At 33.7% G+C, this 16,360-nt stretch carries 15 protein-coding genes; 2 read left to right on the top strand and 13 right to left on the bottom strand.

Features of this window, described 5'->3' with window-relative positions:
* Positions 1 to 7: 7 nt before the first annotated feature.
* The 8 genes from BM153_RS02515 to BM153_RS02545 form a co-directional block, all read right to left on the bottom strand.
* Positions 8 to 565 (bottom strand): TetR/AcrR family transcriptional regulator, encoded by a 558-nt coding sequence (locus BM153_RS02515; RefSeq protein ID WP_092870445.1) that lies wholly within the window; start codon positions 563 to 565, stop codon positions 8 to 10.
* Positions 566 to 568: 3 nt separating this feature from the next.
* On the bottom strand, positions 569 to 2,188 hold the full coding sequence (locus tag BM153_RS02520) for an AraC family transcriptional regulator (protein ID WP_092870447.1): 1,620 nt from the start codon (positions 2,186 to 2,188) through the stop codon (positions 569 to 571).
* A 351-nt stretch (positions 2,189 to 2,539) separates the two neighbouring features.
* Positions 2,540 to 3,022 (bottom strand): GNAT family N-acetyltransferase, encoded by a 483-nt coding sequence (locus BM153_RS02525; protein ID WP_092870449.1) that lies wholly within the window; start codon positions 3,020 to 3,022, stop codon positions 2,540 to 2,542.
* Positions 3,023 to 3,221: 199 nt separating this feature from the next.
* Entirely contained in the window at positions 3,222 to 4,049 is an 828-nt protein-coding gene (locus BM153_RS02530; protein ID WP_330392002.1) for an MATE family efflux transporter, read from the bottom strand.
* A 155-nt stretch (positions 4,050 to 4,204) separates the two neighbouring features.
* Positions 4,205 to 4,333 (bottom strand): hypothetical protein, encoded by a 129-nt coding sequence (locus tag BM153_RS14110; RefSeq protein WP_278278320.1) that lies wholly within the window; start codon positions 4,331 to 4,333, stop codon positions 4,205 to 4,207.
* Positions 4,334 to 4,403: 70 nt separating this feature from the next.
* Complete coding sequence (locus BM153_RS02535) at positions 4,404 to 6,641, bottom strand: Ig-like domain-containing protein (RefSeq protein WP_092870451.1); 2,238 nt, start codon at positions 6,639 to 6,641, stop codon at positions 4,404 to 4,406.
* A gap of 55 nt (positions 6,642 to 6,696) precedes the next feature.
* Positions 6,697 to 7,389, bottom strand: coding sequence for a flavodoxin family protein (locus tag BM153_RS02540; RefSeq protein ID WP_092870453.1), 693 nt, complete (start codon positions 7,387 to 7,389; stop codon positions 6,697 to 6,699).
* Positions 7,390 to 7,425: 36 nt separating this feature from the next.
* On the bottom strand, positions 7,426 to 9,567 hold the full coding sequence (locus BM153_RS02545) for a Tex family protein (RefSeq protein WP_092870455.1): 2,142 nt from the start codon (positions 9,565 to 9,567) through the stop codon (positions 7,426 to 7,428).
* A 549-nt stretch (positions 9,568 to 10,116) separates the two neighbouring features.
* On the opposite strand from BM153_RS02545, the gene BM153_RS02550 reads away from it, so the two are divergent.
* Positions 10,117 to 10,521, top strand: a complete 405-nt coding sequence (locus BM153_RS02550) for a hypothetical protein (protein ID WP_092870457.1) — start codon at positions 10,117 to 10,119, stop codon at positions 10,519 to 10,521.
* Between the two features lie 41 nt (positions 10,522 to 10,562).
* Positions 10,563 to 11,306, top strand: coding sequence for a DUF975 family protein (locus BM153_RS02555; RefSeq protein WP_092870459.1), 744 nt, complete (start codon positions 10,563 to 10,565; stop codon positions 11,304 to 11,306).
* Between the two features lie 3 nt (positions 11,307 to 11,309).
* On the opposite strand, the gene BM153_RS02560 is transcribed toward BM153_RS02555, so the two are convergent.
* The 5 genes from BM153_RS02560 to BM153_RS02580 all read right to left on the bottom strand — a co-directional run bounded on the left by BM153_RS02560 (position 11,310) and on the right by BM153_RS02580 (position 16,342).
* Complete coding sequence (locus BM153_RS02560) at positions 11,310 to 11,981, bottom strand: ABC transporter ATP-binding protein (RefSeq protein WP_092870461.1); 672 nt, start codon at positions 11,979 to 11,981, stop codon at positions 11,310 to 11,312.
* Positions 11,981 to 13,267 (bottom strand): ABC transporter permease, encoded by a 1,287-nt coding sequence (locus BM153_RS02565; RefSeq protein ID WP_092870463.1) that lies wholly within the window; start codon positions 13,265 to 13,267, stop codon positions 11,981 to 11,983. The genes BM153_RS02560 and BM153_RS02565 overlap by 1 nt, the downstream gene beginning before the upstream one ends.
* Positions 13,264 to 14,265 carry an ABC transporter permease gene (locus BM153_RS02570; RefSeq protein ID WP_092870465.1) on the bottom strand — a complete coding sequence of 334 codons (1,002 nt, stop codon included), beginning with the start codon at positions 14,263 to 14,265 and terminating at the stop codon, positions 13,264 to 13,266. Before BM153_RS02570 ends, BM153_RS02565 begins: the two co-directional genes overlap by 4 nt.
* 82 nt (positions 14,266 to 14,347) lie before the next feature.
* Entirely contained in the window at positions 14,348 to 14,731 is a 384-nt protein-coding gene (locus BM153_RS02575) for a hypothetical protein (protein ID WP_092870467.1), read from the bottom strand.
* A gap of 408 nt (positions 14,732 to 15,139) precedes the next feature.
* Entirely contained in the window at positions 15,140 to 16,342 is a 1,203-nt protein-coding gene (locus BM153_RS02580; RefSeq protein ID WP_092870469.1) for an aspartate kinase, read from the bottom strand.
* Positions 16,343 to 16,360: the final 18 nt, after the last annotated feature.

Raw genomic sequence — 16,360 nt, forward strand, 5'->3', positions numbered from 1 at the left:
TTTTCTTTTAATAAACAGACTCAACAGCCAAAAGCTCCAGATAATACTTTACAACCTTTTCCGGAGATTCAGTCATATCATTCCTAATCCACCATACTACAGTACCCCCAAAACTTTCCGTAAAATAATTTATCAAAAAATCATCCGGAATATCCCCTGGAAAATAATCTATGAATTTTTTAAATATATCCTTCAAAAGAACTTTAAAAAATCCCATAAATAATTCTCCGCTGTCGGTGCACAAAACCCGGATGCAGCCATTCTTATCCTCCCTTACATGATAAAGAATATGGGTTAAAACCACCTGCATATTTCTCCCTTCAAGAGAAAAGTCATGGGTGTCCTCCGAGATGGGATGGAGATTAAAAATATGTTCAAAGATGTCATTGCACATTTCTTTTAAAAGCATCTCTTTAGTTTCAAAATGGGCATAAAAAGTGCTTCTTCCAATGTTGGCAACATCTATTATCTCCTGAACCGTTATGCTGTTAAAATGTTTTTTTGTCAAAAGCTTCGCAACAGCCAGATAAATAGCCTCTCTGGTCTTTTTTTGGCGTCTGTCCATATGTTAATCCTTTTTTGCTGCATTTTCGGTTGATTTATTTGCAATTACCGGTACATAAAAATACAGTTTATTATTTCTAAAACTTACAAAAGAAATTCTTGACTGGTCAAAATGATATCTTCTTTCTTTTACCCAGCCATGAAAACCGCATTTATCAAGTAACTCATAGTTTTCCTTAAAGTTATCAGTATCATTTTCATTAAGTGTTTCAATAACGGCATAATATCCGCCTTTAACTTCTATTTTCTCCCTGCGTTTATCTGTAGGAAGGGCAGCTTTTCTGGTAAAGGTCGGGCCTTCCACATAATCATAGTGAGTTTCACCGTCAGCATCTTCATATTCATGCCACAAAGCACCGCAAGTGGTTAATTCTTTATTATCCTTATCAGTCTTTCCAATGTATTTTTTTGCATCTTCTTCAAAGGCCACTTTAACCAGATCCACTATATTTCTTTCATCAATTTTGCCATCGCCAAATTTTTCTACAGGTTTTGAGCTGACATAGAATTTTCTGATTCTCATATAGCTTATTTTAATTTTTTCTTTGTTTTTTTTGTAGAATTCGAATAAGTTGACAGCATTATATCCTTCTCCGAACACTCTCTTGTTTTTAAGGTATTCATCTACTGATACACCGTATCTAAGCCAAAAGATTTTTTCAAATAAATCCTTGTCATATTCAAAATATCTGGCTGCAATGGAAACATTAAAATCTTCTTCCTTGTAATGTTCGTCAATATATTTAGTCCAGTTTTCGCATCCTCTTCCGGAATTTTCCAAAGAATCGTAACCATACATTCCTTTTGCAAGAGGCACAGCTATACCAAATGAGTCCTCATTATAGAATTCATAGGTTATTCCCTTTGGATCGACGGTTTTTTCATTAATTACCATCCATTCTTTAAAAATATAATGGGCAAGATATCTTTGCGCTTTAACCGTTTTTCTCACATCATCCAGTTTCGGGAATGAGAAAATGGCATATCTGGCCTGAGGTATATGAATGAATTTTTTACCATTGGCATAATTTTCATCCTCAGTTGCTTTTTGAGCCAGAACATATATCAGATGGTCTTTTTCATTGTTCCACCAAAGTCCATACCATTCTTTTTTATTGGTAAGTCTTTTGGTCATTCTTGGATAACCATATGCATAGGCAGTATTATCCAGTAAATCGGCCTCGTCTTTTTGTTTAGGTGTAATTGAAAAACCTGCAATATTAAAGCTGTCGGTAATCTTATACTCCATACTTAAAGGCAAGCCTAATATTTCTTTCTTTAAAGGCATATCCGGCACTTCCACATTTCTGTTTAAGAAGGCTCTTGGTGATACTCCTATTTCGTTTTTAAATGCATTGGAAAATCCCATGGACAAAACATATCTGCTTTCTTTAACAGCTCTTGAAGTCTGTTTTGTGTTATAAATAAGTCTTGCAGCTTTTCTCATCTGCAGTTTATTTACATACTTGTGAAAGGATATTTCAAAATGATCCCTGAATGCCAGGGCAAGATAACTTGGATTGTATTTGAACTGCGCAGCCATTTTTTCAAAGTCAATCCTATCCTCGTCAATGTGCTCCAGGATATACTCCAATACTACTTCCATTTGTTTTACTTTTTTCATTTCCTTTTATCTCCACAAAAATATACTTGATTTTACAACTATTTTATTGCTATTATATCTTGTTTCTACGCTTTTAGTCAAATATATTAGCATAATTTATTTAATTTTTTTTAATTTTCTTTATTTTTCCATGACTTTACCTGTATTTTTCCTCGGCAAATTCCCATATTTCCATGTTTTTTTAATATATTACTAAAATAATATAGTTTAATAAATCCTCCACCTGTAAATTTTGGTGGAGGATTTTCTATAATATCTTTTGTATTCTTCCCAGAACAACTCATCCAGGGTTTTGTCAAGTATATTTTACATTTTTCATATCATATATTTTCTAAAAGCTTTTCCAACACATTAGTCCCCCAGTGATTTCATAAAAAATCTGTTCATGGTGCCATGCACCACTTCTTTAGGGCGTTCTATCTCTTCATAACCACTTTTTTCATAGATGTGAATTGCAGCCTTTAAATTATCGTGAGTTTCTAAATATGACCTCTTAAAACCGGATTCTTTCATCTTTTTTTCTATGAAACTTATCAGTTTGTAGCCTTTCCCCTCCCCTTTTGCTTCATCTGCCAGGTACAGTTTTTGAAGTTCTGCAGTATCCTCCATAAAAGAAAGAGGAGCAAATCCGATTCCCCCGATTACCTTTCCATCTACTTTTGCAACATAATATTGGCATTTGTCACTATTATAAAATTCACTAAGCCGATCAAGCCCCGAATCAAAATAAACTGTTCCCGGAATATCCAGTTCAAATTTTTTTAAATTTTCCCGGATTAGCGTTGCCAAAGCCAAATCATCTTTTGGAGTCAGCTTTTCTAATGTGTATTCCATTAATTATTTCCCCTTCCTTTTAAAATCTACTCATGGTATTTGTTAAATATTTTTTTACCTTTTTACTTATTTGACTTTATTATATAAATCTTTTTATCTTCTATTATCTTTGTTAAAAGCTGTGAAATATACAATGACCCTGCAAATCCAGTCACAATACATGGCATACCATACCCCCATGATTCCAAGTCTTGCCATTTTAACAAAGACCCATGCGAGACCGATTCTGAAAATCCACATGGTAATAACTGCCACAATCGTTGTAAACAAGGCTTTTCCTATGGCGCGAAAATAATAAGGATATAAAAAAGCCAACGGCCAAATTATCATTGCCAGAATGTGAGATGATAAGCCCTTTCGCCAGGGCTGCAGAGGTTCCCACCAGACTATACCAACCAATAAGGCTCCCTAAAAAGACATACATGGCACTTCCTATAATTGCTATTATTACATAATTAACAATAAGGAGCTTTTTCAAGTAATATCTTGCCTGGCCAAATTCTTTTGCTCCATAGCACTGACCTATTATTATAAGTAAACCTGCTCCTAAGGCATTTCCTGCTATATTTATAACATTCATAAAAATTGACATAAGCATTGATATTCGAGTTTTTCCTTTTGCCCGAAAAACCGCTGCTGTGGAATGATAAATAGCTAAAAAAGGGAGGGAAAAAGATGTGATTATCAGATATAGCACACCCTCATCTATTACAGCTTTTTCCACTTTTCCAAACATAAATCTTAAAATCGACCTGTTAAAAATCAAAATAAAAATCATAATAAGGGTCAATAGTATAATTGTTATAAAAAAAAACTGTCCCCCTGCTTTAGCAGCATTTTCATCCTCCTTCATTCCTACAAAACGGGCACATATTACCGTTCCCCCTGCCGCAAGGGCAGAAAGAATCATTAAAAAAAGGTAATTTAGTGAGTCCACCAGTGATACTGCGGAAATAGAGGTTTCACCCAGGGTAGCCACCATAAGAACATCCACCATCCCCACAAGAACCATCAAAAGCTGCTCCACCAAAAGTGGAAAAAGCAATTTTACAAGTTGTTTGTGTATAATTTTTTCATATTATTCCTGCTTTTCTACCAATTTATTTTTTCTCTTTTTTAAATATATTTTACCCTTTTTTACATGAAAAAACAGCCTGATTTAGATACCAGGCTGTTAATGTGCTATTCTTTCTTTTTTGAAGCATTTTTCCGAAGATTTCGAATCAGCATCTGCTTATGAGAAAAGCCAAATATTGCAAGAATGCACATGATTAAGTTAATTATTTTTGTTCCTTTCTTATCGTTTTTCATATTAGTCCCCCTCCTTTATCAATATACTACCGCCCTTTTTAAATCTTTAATAATCAGAATTTTTAAGTTCCTAAAACTCAAAGTCCTTAAAATCTGTAAATGCCTCACCATCATTTGTGACTTCTTGACTGTTTCCGTAAAAATCATCTTCGGTACATTTTTTATAGGCTTCGGAAATTCTATATCCTTTTTTTCCATCAACAGTATTATATCTGCCATAACCGTCTTTTTCATTTAATTCCTTTACAGTTTTGGTAGTGTCAAATTCATGCCAGGTAGTATCTGCGTAATACCATTGCTTTCCTTTTCCGTTTCCGGCATCAAGATAAACCATATTCCAGGCATGATATTCCAAATTTCCATCTCCATTATCTGAAGGGCCTCTTACATAGTAGCAGTCTATATCAAGAACGCTCATTAAAAGGGAAAATGAAATAGCATAGTCATGGCATTTTCCTCTGTGATTTCCAAATATTTCAATAAAAGAAATGGCATCATTTCCCGGGTCCTCATAAGTAATGTTTTTATCATACCAGTTTTTTATTGCCAAAACTTTTTGGTAGTCTGTCATGTCATCTGTGATTATTGTTTTTAGCAATTTGGCAATATCCCGTATGGTTTCTTCGGTAATCTCATTATCACAGCCATATAACATGGTTTCATCCGGATTGTCCTTTAAAAGTTCTTTTATCATTTCCATAAGGGAACCGCCTACATTTACGGTAAATGAGTCGTATAAAACATCATCCCAATAAACCTTAACCTGTGATGTACCATGTTTTAAACCGATGGCCATTGCCGATTTGTTATAGGTCTCATTTTTGCCATCATAGGTAAATGCACCATTATCAATAAGGCGTTTTACAACATTTTCATCTGAAATCTCAAATTTCACGCGTTTCCAAAAGTCCGCCTGAACTTTTTCATATTGATTGTAATCTTCCTCATACAACTGCTGCCAGGACTTGTTTGCCAAGGAAAGTTTTATACTTCCAAAGCCTCCTTTACCTCCATGCCCCTGTTTTAAGAATAATTCATGATTTTTATTTAAGGCTCTCCAGGTATCTTCACTTCCTAACTGTGTAGAATAACTGAATATAATTCCGCAATCCTCACAGGTAATGTATTTTTCTCCCTTGGCATCTGTTTTTAAAGTTGAATGATGCCCCTTTGCCAAAATGACTTCATCTGTAATAAACTCCCTACATACAGTACAGTATTTTGCATTTCTTCCATCATTAATGCAAGTTGCCGGGATAGATTCGTCCTCCAGGACATGATTTCCCAATTTAGTGTCATCTTTTCTTATTTCTTCATGACATCTATTGCAAACATATATATCTGTTTTTCCATATTTACAGGTTGCCGGGATGGTTTCCTTCAAGTTTAAATCATGACCCAAAGCCGGTATTTCTTCCTTTTTACCATGATAGCAGCCTTCTCTTGTACAATAGTAAAAATTATATCCTTCATCCGTGCAGGTAGGATTTTCATGTTCAGATGGAGTAGCCTCCATAAGATGTCCCAGGGGCTTTCCCACTGTTTTTGTCACATTCATGCCACAATATGTACAATTATAGCCCTCTAGTCTGGCAGATTCGCAAGTTGCTTCATTTACAAACCAGGGAGTTTTTCCTAATTGATGGTCGGTTCTTGGAATTTTACTTCCCTTTTTTATAAGTTTATTACAGATTGTGCAATATTCATCACCTGTAAAACCTTCCATTTGACAGGTTGCAAAATATTTTCCAACAGTTATGCTTTTATGTCCTTCCACGGTGATTTTGCAGGTATATTTTCGCTTTTTTGTATCTAAAACAGTAATAATGCTGCTGCCGGATTTTTTTGAACTAACCTTTCCATTTTTATCCACAGTTACATTGTTATTATTTACTTTAAAGCTTTTTGCCTTTGCCCCTGTTAGTTTTAGGGTAAAGCTTTTTCCCTGATGAATTTTTTTGCTTTTGACATTTAAGCAGGGATTTTTAACTGTAACCTTGCATTTATATACTTTTTTATCCTTTGCCTTACAACTTATAACAGCTTTTCCGGCCTTTTTTGCCGTAAGCTTTCCTTTTTTTACCAGAACGATTTTGCTATCAGAACTTGTCCAGCTTACAGCCTTGGTTCCAGATATTTTTAAAGTAAGACTTTCCCCCACATACATGGTAACCAGGGTTTTATCTAGTCCCTTTTTATTAGCTGCCTCCACCTTATTTCCAAGGGTAAAACAAGCTAAAAAGCACATTATCAAGGTAAGAATCAAAAATGGGATTTTCGCCTTGATTCGATTATCAAAATTAGTCATTTTCTTCTATAATCTCCTATTATCACTTCGTTTAAAAATAATCTCATTAGTTAAGCTATTTCTTCCAGGGACGCTTCTTTCCAATCCAGCCCTTTTCTTTCCAATAAGCAACATCTGCCTTATTCCAACCGTTTTTTTGTAAAAGACGCATAATATTAAAAAATCCTTTAGTCTTTAATCCCGGCTTTGCTTTTCCTTGATTTTTAAGAATTTTAGCTGCAATTTTTTGAGTTTTTTTATCAATTATTTTTTTGTTCTTGTGGCTGATTTGCTCCCAGGAAACAGCCCTTACAGCCAGACCAAATTTATAAATTTTTGCCACTCCCCAGAAAAACAGACTGTCTTCCATATCTTTTAAGGTGGATTTCATGCCAGCACCTGCTGCCGTGGTAATGCAAACCGCCTGCTTTTTAAACATACACTCCAAAGGTCTGTGAACCATCCACATATAACCATAATGGTCTAAAAACGCCTTCATGGCTCCGGTAGCATGAAATACATATACCGGACTTGCAAGAATTATTAAATCAGCCTCCTTTAAAGCCCTTGTAATAGGTAATAGTTTTTCATAATCAGGACATTTTTTCTCATCTTTTTCAAAGCAAACGGTACAGCCTTTACAAAATTCATGAAAATCCTTCGGAAGAAAAAACTCCGAAATCTCCCCTCCAACCTTGTCTGCAAGCATTCTTGCAATATGGCAGGTGGAACCTTTGTGATTTTGTCCGTGAATTATTACTATTTTCATTGTTTTCTCCTGTTATTTATTAGTTTTTATACTTTTTTACATCTTCATGGTAAGCTGAATTCTGTGTTTTTTAACATCAACACCTAAGATTTTTACTTCCACAATATCTCCTATACTAACAGCCTCCAAAGGATGTTTTATAAATTTTTCCGACATCTGGGATATGTGAACAAGTCCATCCTGATGGACTCCTATATCTACAAATGCCCCGAAATCCATTACATTTCTTACTGTTCCTTTTAAAATCATCCCCTCTTTTAAGTCCTCAATGGATAATACATCGGTTCTTAAAATCGGTTTTGGCATTTCATCCCTAGGGTCTCTGGCGGGTTTTTCCAACTCTTTTATAATATCTGTTAAGGTTTCTTCCCCGATTTCTAATTCTTTTGAAAGCTCTTTAACCTTAGGAAGCTTTGAGGAAATATTTTTTATTCCTCCTTTTTTTAAGTCTTCTATCTCAAGTCCGGCTTTTTTAATTATCTTTTCAGCGATTTCATAACTTTCAGGATGTACACTTGTCATGTCTAAAAGATTTGTTCCGTCACTTATTCTCATAAATCCCGCTGACTGTAAAAAGGCCTTCGGTCCTAATTTTGAAACCTTTAACAACTCTTTTCTGTTTTTGAATTTTCCGTTTTCTTCTCTATATATGACAATATTGTTGGCTAAGGATTTTGAAATTCCGGAAACATACATAAGTAAGGATGCCGATGCCGTATTTAAATCAACCCCAACCTTATTTACATTATCTTCTACTACTTTTTCTAAAGCTTCTGCCAGGTGTTTCTGGTTTATATCATGCTGATATTGTCCCACACCTATGGATTCCGGCGGTATTTTAACAAGTTCTGCCAAAGGATCTTGCAATCGTCTTGCTATGGAAACAGCACTTCTTTGTCCCACATCAAATTCCGGAAATTCCTCCGTAGCTAATTTACTTGCAGAATATACTGACGCCCCGGCCTCATTTACTATTACATATTCAACCTTTAAACCGGATTTTTTTATAAAGTCTGAAACCACCTGTTCAGATTCCCTTGAAGCAGTTCCGTTTCCAATAGAAATAAGGCTAACATTATATTTTTTAATAATCTGCTCCAAAATCTTTTCTGATTCTGCTATTTTATTCTGAGGTTGTGTTGGAAAGATTACCTTTGTATAAAGTACCTTTCCGGTTTCATCAACTACAGCCAGTTTACAGCCGGTTCTAAATGCAGGATCCCAGCCCATTACCACTCTTCCGGCAATAGGTGGCTGTAACAAAAGCTGTTTTAAGTTTTCTCCAAATACTTTTACAGCTTTGCTTTCTGCATTTTGAGTCAGTTGACTTCTTATTTCCCTTTCCACTGCCGGGAAAATCAATCTTTTATAGCTGTCCTTTATGGCATCTTCAAGAATCGGACCGGTATATTCATTTTTTCTTGTAATAATCTGTTTTTCCAGATAAGATGTGATTCTTTCTTCGTCAATGACAATTTTTACCTGAAGAATTTTTTCCTTTTCCCCACGATTTATAGCAAGAACTCTATAACCCGGGATTTTAGAGATTTTCTCTTCAAATTCGTAATACATTTCGTATACGGATTCTTCCTCTTTGTTTTTTGCCTGAGAATTAATTGTTCCGTTTTTTTGAATATAATCCCTGATATATTGACGATACCGGGTATTATCTGCAATGCTTTCAGCGATAATATCCTTTGCCCCTTCAATGGCGGCTTTTTCGTCCTCCACCTCTTTTTCAGTGGAAATGTATTTTTTTGCTTCCTCTTCTATGGGAATTTGAGTCATTTGCAATATAATAATATTTGCAAGACCCTCTAATCCTTTTTCCTTTGCAATCATGGCTCTGGTGCGTTTTTTAGGTTTGTAAGGTCTGTAAATATCCTCTAACTCAACCAAAGTCATGGCATTATCAATGGCAGTTTTTAATTCTTCTGTCATTTTTTCCTGCTCTGTAATGGTTTTTATAACAGTTTCTTTTTTTTCTTCAAGATTTCTTAGATAAACTAGTCTTTCCTCTATTGTTCTTAACTGTTCATCATTTAATGAGCCTGTTACCTCTTTTCTGTATCTTGAAATAAAAGGTACTGTATTTCCTTCATCCATCAAAGTCACAGCAGCTTTTACCTGGCTTGTTTTTACTGAAATTTCCTTTGCAATTACATTTATAATATCCATATTTTGTCCTTTCTGTTATTGTCTAAGTTTTCTGAATTTTATTAAAATTTATAATGATTTTTCCATCTATAATATGTTTATTTTTTGTACATTTCATAAAGATAGGCATTTCACCCCACAATATTCTACAATGGACTCCACCTGTTTACTTACTTATGAATATAGTGATTTCCTATTTCGCTTAATCATTTCATTATATCAAATTTCGCCCATTATTTGTTTTAGTTTTAAGCATTTTTAATTGCAATTTTTAAGCTTATGCTTTTGAATCTGGATATCACTAACACAAGATTCCAATCCCCAATTTTTTCATTGCAGTAATTAATCTATTTTTACCCATATAAATTTATGTTTGTAAAACTTTTTTCTAAATGTTAAGATAATTATTATATGCACTGGTTTTCCTGTCAGAAGGGGCTTTAACCCCTTCTGACACTAGTAAGCTTATACCCCCACTTAAAGCTTACGCTTTTGAAGCGGGGGATTGCTTACACTGCGTTCAAACAATTATTTCATTTCGATTATAGATTTAAGAAAGCAGGGAATTTTATGGATTATAATTTTAAACAACCTGAATTTAAACCTTTATCAAAAAAAGACAGGGCTTCCCACAATTTTGCAAATGCATCTGTTGTTTTTGGTGCATTTTCGCTTTTTTCGTTAGCCCTTGTTACACCGGCTTTAGTATCTGCTCCCTTGGGAGTAATGTTTGCCCTTTTATCAAAAAGGCGCAATCAGCCCCTTTCACTTCGGGCTAAAATCGGATTTGCCTTATGTGTTATCTGCTATTTGATTATAGTTGTAAGCATTGTATCAAGCATTATTTATTACTCTAATAAATACGGAAGTTTTCAAAACTTCTATAAACAATATATAGAGGAACTGGAAAAAAATGTAAATATTAATTCTACACAGGCTCTTATGTCCGCAGTTTCTTTTGATTCAGTGTTATAAATAAAAAATTCAAATTTAAGATGTATTAATGAGGAAAAATTATGAAAAGAAAAATATCTGATTTTAGAAATATGGCAAGAGAGGAATTACTGGGAAATTATTTAATTCCTTCATTTTCCGTTTTGTCTATGGCTTTGTTTGTATGCTGCCTAAGTTCACCATTTTATTTTACCGTATACAATGTAAATAATGTTGCTTCTATTGTTATTTTTTATGTGGCTACATTTATGATAAATATAATTTCCAGACTTTTCTTTATTGGAATTTTATACATACTTATGCAAATCACACGACATGAAAAAACATCCTTTGCCAATCTGCTTTATGCCTTTACCCATAAGCCTGACAGATTTATCAAAGCGATAATTTTTCTTTTATTGATAGGTATAGTAGTGGGACTTCCATTAGACATACTGGATTATTTTTCCAATAAAATCTCCTTTATGAATAATGATTTTTCCCATATTATAATCCTTTTTTTACATATGATAATCAGATTGATTATTTTCCTTTTATTTATGCCTGTTTATCTTTTAATGATTGATAACCAGGAGATTAAGGGAATGGAGGCTGTAAAAAAATCCTTTTTCCTTATGAAAGGACACAGAAAAAATCTCTTTCTTTTAGTAATGAGTTTCTTTGGCTGGCTTCTTTTAGGTATCATTTCCTTTGGCTTTGCGTTTTTATGGGTTACTCCTTACTTTTTTACTTCAGTCATTTATTATTACTACTACATTACAAATCAGATTCCGGAAAGCGAAACATATAAGGAGTATTATGTATAAGCATCATTCTTCTTTAATGATACGACCGTCTTTCATGGTTATTAGATGATTTCCATAATTTGCAAATTCTTTATCATGGGTTACCATCACTATGGTGGTACCCTCCTCATTTATTTCTCGCAAAAGTTCCATTATTTGTATACCTGTTTCTTCGTCTAAGGAACCTGTGGGTTCATCTGCAAGAAGCAATTTGGGTTTAGTTACCAAAGCCCTTGCCAGGGCGACTCTTTGTTTTTGCCCACCGGAAAGTTCGGAAGGGTACTTACTAATTTTATTAAGTAAATCCATTTCTTTTAGGATAGCACCTACTCTTTTTCTTTGTTCTTTTGCTCCGGTTTTCATGTATTTTAAAGGCAGGGAAACGTTATCATATACACTCCTGTCATTTAGCAAGGCAAAATTTTGCAACACAAATCCCAAATTTTTATTTCTGAATTTTGCTAATCCGGCATCTCTCATTTCTCCAATATCTTTTCCTTTAAATTTGTATATACCCTTTGTAGGTTTTCTTATTGCCCCCAAAACGTTTAGTAATGTTGATTTTCCACAACCGCTTTTACCCATGATTGTGACAAATTCTCCTTCTTCTATCCCCAGACAAAGATCTTTTAAAGCATGAACCCTTCCTTCTTTTTTTCCATATATTACATTTATTTCCTCTAAAGTTAAAAACATTATTCTTCTCCTCCAATTATATCTCCCAGGTTCATTCTTTTTATGTGTATATAGCTTGCTACTGCCATTATTGCCACAATCACTATAGATAAAATATCAACCAATATAATACTGTTTTTACCGCTATCATTTATAAAAAGATATAGGGTACTTCCTAAATTTCCTAACAATATCAGGCTTATTGTAAAGCCCATGCTTTCCTTGTAAATATCCCAAAAGCCTGCTCCACATAAAAGTTCAACACTGAAATTGTATTTATATTTTTCCAAAATGCTAAATATATTAATTACCAGGGAAATTACAATAAATATCATTATAAGAATTACCAATATATTAAACTGATTTGATACCTGGCTTGTCATCTTTTGATACTTTTTAACTACATTAGTTCCTGAATCGCTGTTAGGGTCCTCGATGTTCATTTGCCATTTTGAATTATATTTTTTTACAATATTATTTATTTGTTCACTTAGCTCTTCATAGCCTTGATTAGCTTTTATATTTCCATTTAATTGTGTGAGGGTTGCCATTTTTGAAAATTCTGATTTATCTGAAAAATTCCAGGCAGGAATAAGGATATATCTTTCCAAAGATACAAAATCATTTTCAAAATAGGACAAGAAAAATGATTTGTCTTCTAAAAAGCCTACAACTTCCATTTTCATATCCTCCATTATAAAATTCGCATCTAATATATCCCCGATTTTGTAATAATCCTTATAGGCTTTTCCCATAATTACCGGAATAGTTTTACCCTCCGTGTATAAATAATCCTCTTTGGAAAAGGCTCTTCCTGAGTTAATTTGTATATTATTACAATCAAAAAAGCCGGAACTTACTTGAACAGATTTAACCATACTTATATCTTTTCCATTTTCAGTTTTTACAGCATCTGAAAAATCACCATCTTCATATCCCTCTAAAAAAATATCTTTCATTTTCCCCTTAAGGATAAGTGTCTGATTGTTACAAGTATAAAATTGAAAGGATTTCTCATTCCAAAGTTCATTTAATAAATCCGTCATTTTTTTATAACTGCTACCATTAGAGTCCCCCTCCATGTAATTATAATATTCCTGGTCTTTTAAGGCTTCAGTCATCCAGTAAAATGTAGTTTCTCCATATGTACTTTTATAATTATTTTCAACCTTTTGACTTTCTTCATTCTTTTTGGCAATATTTCCTGTTAAAGAAAAGTTTATTGTAATTAGAATTAGAAGCATGGAAAACATAACTGCATTTTTTAAACCTATTTCAATAATATGCTCCCAATGAATCATTTTCATAATTTTATTGCCTCCTCTATGGAATCGTTTTTAATTCGTATAATCATAAGAATCATAAAAAGCAGCAAGACAATACCAGTAATTAAATACCCTTTTGAAAATGAAACCATATACGATGGATAAAAGAAATAACAATATATTAATCCTACCCATAATGATAATGCCATATACATTAAATATCTTCCCAGTATGCTAAATACGGTTCCTTTTTTTGAAGCACCTAATAAACGTTTTATTCCTATTTCTTTTCTTTGTATAATTACCCATTGATAAGAAATTACTATTACGCATAAAATATAAGATAACAACAAGGCAAAAAAATAAGATACAGTGTTAAAATCAATTTTCAATGTATCAATAAACTGTTCTGATTCACTTAATATTTCAATTTCACAATCCTTATTTTTTAAAGCCTTTTTGCAATGTGTCAGTAGATAAGCATCTTCGTCTTCTTGAAAAACATCCAATGTATAAATACTCAAATCGTCTCTTTCACCTGAAAGCAGATTTAAGATAATATAATTATCAAATGCAGTATCCTCTTCATAGCCGACTATACCTATGACTTTATACTCATGGTCATCCACTTTTATATATCTTTCACCGGATTTTTCGTATATATTTTTTATATTTTTCCCTACAACCGCCAGATTATTACCTTCCTTAAATTCATTTTCATAAAAAAAACGTCCCTTTACCATAGGTAATGTAATATAACTTTTATTATAAGCCATATAACGAATTGTATATGAAGAATCATTAGTATCATCTAAGTAAACTGCTGCTGCCACGTTTTGCTTTTTGATAGCATTCATTAATTCTTTTCTACTAGATCGGATATTTTTAGACATTAAAAAAAGATATGAATTTTTACCGAATATTCCTTCTTCCATCTGCTGCATTGTATTGCAAAGCGTAATATGATGCACCATCAAAATACACATTATAGGCAGTATACAAACCAAGGCGGCCAAAAGGATACTAATTATTTTTTTCATTTTTTCCCCTTTACAAAGATAAATTAAGAGAGTACCTCTTATTGATAAATATGATACTCTCTTTTTTATTTTACATCAATTTTTATTTTCCATATTTACCGTATGCTGTTGGGAATAACCCAATTGTACCACATGCTGAATGATAATCCCATGCAGTTTTAGAACATTTAGCTTTAACATCTCCTTTAGACCATTTTCTTCCTGAATCCGCCCATGCATCCTTTGCACTATTTCTAGTTCCTCCAATGTACGCTCTAACATAATGTTTCTTTTTATAACCTTCTGTTTTTGCCCAAGCCGTTTTTTTGTACTTTGTACCTTTAATAGTATCCGTAGCAACCCCATCAACAGACGAGCCTGCAGAAAAAGAATCAGCCAAACTCTTTGCACTAGTAGGTACAACTATAATTAACGATAAAGAAATACATAAAATAAAAATACTTATTGGTTTTTTTAATTTTTCCATATAAAACCCTCCTTCTTTTATTTGCTGATTATATCAAAAAAACACAATTCAATCTTTTTTTATATTTTTTAATATTTATTCTTTTTGTAAAACGGACATTCGGAATCCGCTTCGCTACTTCCTCATGAACGCAGTGGCACTTTGTGCCACCTGTCAGAAGGGGCTTTAACCCCTTCTGACACTAGTAAGCTTATACCCCCGCTTAAAGCTTACGCTTTTGAAGCGGGGGATTGCTTACACTGCGTTCAAAATGTCAGATAGTAATACATACAAAATACCACTATATCCTGCCAGGCAGATACAGTGGTATTTTTATGGTAGAAATTATTAATTTGAACTTTTCTGATTTACATCTATATAGATATAATACAATAGCTCTCCCATATAAAGCAAGTGTTATATAGGAAATTAGTCCTCTAAAAATGCAGCATGAACTGCCTTTGTGGCAATATCCACATTATCCTGATCGATAAGTACTGTTACTCTGATTTCAGAAGTTGAAATCATGTGGATGTTTACCCCTACATTATATAAAGCTTCAAACATTTTTGCTGCGATACCGGCATTGCTGTTCATTCCGGCTCCTACGATGGATACCTTAGCTACTTTTTCGTCTGTTTCAATTTTTTGACATTTAACAGCTTTTCCACTTTCTAATACATCAACTGCTTCTTTAAGATTTTCCTTTTCTACTGTAAAGGAAATATCTTTTGTGCCGTCACGACCTACTGATTGAAGTATTATATCTACATTTATATTATGTTTTGCAAGGGAATTAAATATCTTAAAAGCGATACCCGGTTCATTGGATACTCCGATAACCGAAATTCTTGCTGTATTTTTATCTGCTGCTACTCCACTGATTAACATGCTTTCCACGTCAACTTCCTCCTTAACAATTGTACCTTCGTTAGAATTAAGACTTGATCTTACAACTAATGTTACACCATATTTTTTTGCCATTTCCACAGAACGATTATGCAAAACCTGCGCTCCTAAAGTTGCAAGTTCCAGCATTTCATCATAAGTAATCTCATTTAATTTTTTGGCTTTTTCAATTTTTCTAGGGTCTGCTGTATATACCCCTTCCACATCTGTGAAAATCTCACATTTATCTGCATGCAATGCTGCTGCCAAAGCAACTGCTGTTGTATCAGAACCCCCGCGTCCCAAGGTGGTAAGATCTTCAAATTTGTTTACGCCCTGAAATCCTGTAACAATTACAATCTTTCTGGCATCTAATTCATTTCTAATTCTCTCAGAATCAATCCTTTTAAGTCTGGCGTTTCCATAAGAGGATGTTGTATGCATGGCTACCTGAGCTGCATTAAGAGAAATTGCAGGTACCCCAAGGGCTCCCATGGCCATTGCCATTAAGGAAACCGATATCTGCTCACCTGTTGTCAAAAGCATATCCAGCTCTCTTTTGGAAGGATTCGGATTAATGTCCTTAGCCTTTTCAATAAGCTCATCCGTGCTGTCACCCATGGCAGATAATACAACAATTACATCATGACCCTCTTTGTAGTCTTCGATACATCTTTTTGCAACATTGAAAATTCTTTCTTTGTTAGCTACCGAAGTACCACCAAATTTCTTTACAATTAGCATTTCTTTCCTCCATACTAC

It is taken from the genome of Acetitomaculum ruminis DSM 5522 (assembly GCF_900112085.1).
Taxonomy (GTDB): domain Bacteria; phylum Bacillota; class Clostridia; order Lachnospirales; family Lachnospiraceae; genus Acetitomaculum; species Acetitomaculum ruminis.